Source organism: Polaromonas sp. P3_C2, assembly GCF_056402675.1.
In genome coordinates this window covers 1-2,384 of record NZ_JBFUGX010000632.1, presented here as the reverse complement: position 1 = coordinate 2,384, position 2,384 = coordinate 1, and the positions used below count along the sequence as shown (strand labels likewise).

The following is a 2,384-nucleotide window of genomic DNA, read 5'->3' as shown; positions in this document are numbered from 1 at the left end:
ATCCAGTGGTGGGAAGCCGGCGCCCAGCCCGCCCAGTTCCTCGTGGCCGGTGACGTCGCCCTCAGCACCGTTTACAACGGCCGCATCGACGCCGCCAACCGTGAAGGCCGCAACCTGAAGATCTACTGGCCCGGCGGCATCTACGACCTGGACTATTGGGTCATTCCCAAAGGCGCACCCAACAAGGACGCATCGATGAAATTCATCGCCTTTGCCAGCCAGCCCGCCACCCAGGCCGTCTATGCCCAGAACATTGCCTACGGCCCCGTCAACAACCAGGCTTTGGCCAAGCTCGACAAGAAGGTGCTGGACGATCTGCCAACGTCGCCGGCCAATGCCAAAGAAGCCATCCAGATGAATGTTGGTTTCTGGGCCGACCAGGGCGAGGCGCTTGAAAAACGCTTTGCCGCCTGGGCCACGCAATAAGCCGACGGAGCAAGCACCCCATGAGCAGCATCACCAGCCAGGGCGCCCTTGAGGGCAATGACGCCGTCACATTGCGTCAGGCGCTGTCGCGCGCAGACGCTCGTCGAAAATGGCGCGCCTTTGCACTCACAGTGCCCTTGCTGGTGTTTTTGCTGCTGACCTTGCTGGTGCCGATTGCGGCCCTGTTGCAACGCGCCGTTGAAAATCCGGAGGTGGCGAGGGCGCTGCCCCGGACGGCGCAAAGCCTCAAGGACTGGAACGCCCAGACACCCCCCAGCCCTGCAAGTTACGCAGCACTGGTGGAAGACCTGGGCCATCTTTCTGACAGTTCGGATGCCGGCGCACTGGCACGTCGCCTCAACTCCGAAGTGCCGGGTGCGCGCTCCCTTGTCATGGGGACCTATCGCGCGCTGCCTGTCACGGGCTCGCCTGAAGAAATACAGGCCAGGCTGCTCCAGCTCGACCCACGCTGGGCAGAGCCCCTCTTCTGGCAAGCGATTGCCAAAAACAGTTCCCGCTGGACGCCCGACTATCTGCTGGCATCGGTGGACTTGCGACGCGACAGCAAGGGCGAGGTGGAACGCATGCCGCCGGACCAGCGCGCTTTCGGCGCCATTTTGCTGCGCACCTTTCAGATCAGTTTTCTGGTCACCGTTTTTTGCCTGGCGCTGGGCTACCCCTTGGCCTGGTGGCTGGCCTCGTTGCCGGCGCGCAAGGCCAACCTGCTGATGATCCTGGTGCTGGTGCCTTTCTGGACATCGATTCTGGTGCGCGTGGCGGCCTGGATCGTCCTGCTGCAATCAGAAGGCCTGGTCAACCGGGGGCTGATGGGTATCGGCCTCATAGACAGCCCCCTGCCGCTGCTGTTCAACCGCGCAGGCGTGGTGATTGCCATGGTGCACATCCTGCTGCCCTTCATGATCCTGCCGCTTTACAGCGTGATGAAGAATGTGCCGGCAACCTACGTGCGGGCCGCTGTGTCGCTGGGCAGCGCACCCCTGTCTGCCTTCTTTCGGGTGTATGTGCCGCAGACCTATCCCGGCATCAGCGCAGGCGCGTTGCTGGTGTTCATCCTGTCGATCGGCTATTACGTCACCCCCGCCCTGCTCGGCGGTGCGGATGACCAGATGCTGAGCTACTACATCGCCCGCTACACCAACGTCGAAGTCAATTGGGGCATGGCCTGTGCGCTGGGTGCGGTGTTGCTGACGGCCACCATGGTTCTTTACAGCGTTTACCGGCGCATCGGCAAGGCCGAACTCAGCATCGGTTGACATCCCATTTTCTTTTACAGACGCAGACGCCAATTCATCATGCTCAAAATCAAAGGGCCCGCCTTTCCCCGCTATGCCACCCTGGCAGACAAGGCCGGCTGGTGGCTGGTGCGCGCCGCCTGCGTTGCCATTCTGGCTTTTTTGCTGGCGCCCATCCTGGTCATGGTGCCGCTGTCTTTCTCCGACAGCTCCTTTCTGAGTTACCCCATCCCGGGCTGGTCGCTGAAGTGGTATCGCAACCTGCTGGATTCGCCTGAATGGGCCAGGGCTGCCAAAAACAGTTTCATCGTGGCCCCCGCTGCAACACTGATCGCCACCGCGCTGGGTACTTTGGCAGCTGTCGGCCTGTCCAGAACCAACTTCCGGTTCAAGAGCCTTCTCATGGGCATCCTCATCGCGCCTATGGTTGTCCCCATCGTCGTTGTCGGCGTGGCCACCTACCTGTATTTCGCCCCGCTGGGCCTTGCCGACAGCTACTTCGGGCTGATCGTGGTGCATGCCGCGCTGGGTGCGCCTTTTGTGCTGACCACCGTGCTCGCAACGCTCGCAGGCTTTAACCACAACCTGGTGCGCGCGTCGCTCAGCCTTGGCGAGACCCCGTTGCGGACGTTTTTCAGAATCACCCTGCCCGTCATCGCTCCGGGTGTCATCTCGGGCGCGCTGTTTGCATTTGCCACCTCGTTT

The 2,384-nt window shown here is 61.9% G+C and carries 3 protein-coding genes; all 3 read left to right on the top strand.

Annotated features, from left to right (window positions below; translation table 11 throughout):
* Window positions 1-426: extracellular solute-binding protein (locus AC1DWI_RS20010; protein ID WP_477725556.1), on the top strand; the 426-nt coding region annotated here is incomplete at its 5' end.
* Window positions 427-446: 20 nt separating this feature from the next.
* Window positions 447-1,700, top strand: a complete 1,254-nt coding sequence (locus AC1DWI_RS20005; RefSeq protein WP_477667817.1) for an ABC transporter permease — start codon at window positions 447-449, stop codon at window positions 1,698-1,700.
* 39 nt (window positions 1,701-1,739) lie between these two features.
* Window positions 1,740-2,384, top strand: a 645-nt coding sequence (locus tag AC1DWI_RS20000; protein ID WP_477725555.1) for an ABC transporter permease, incomplete at its 3' end; no start/stop codon positions are given.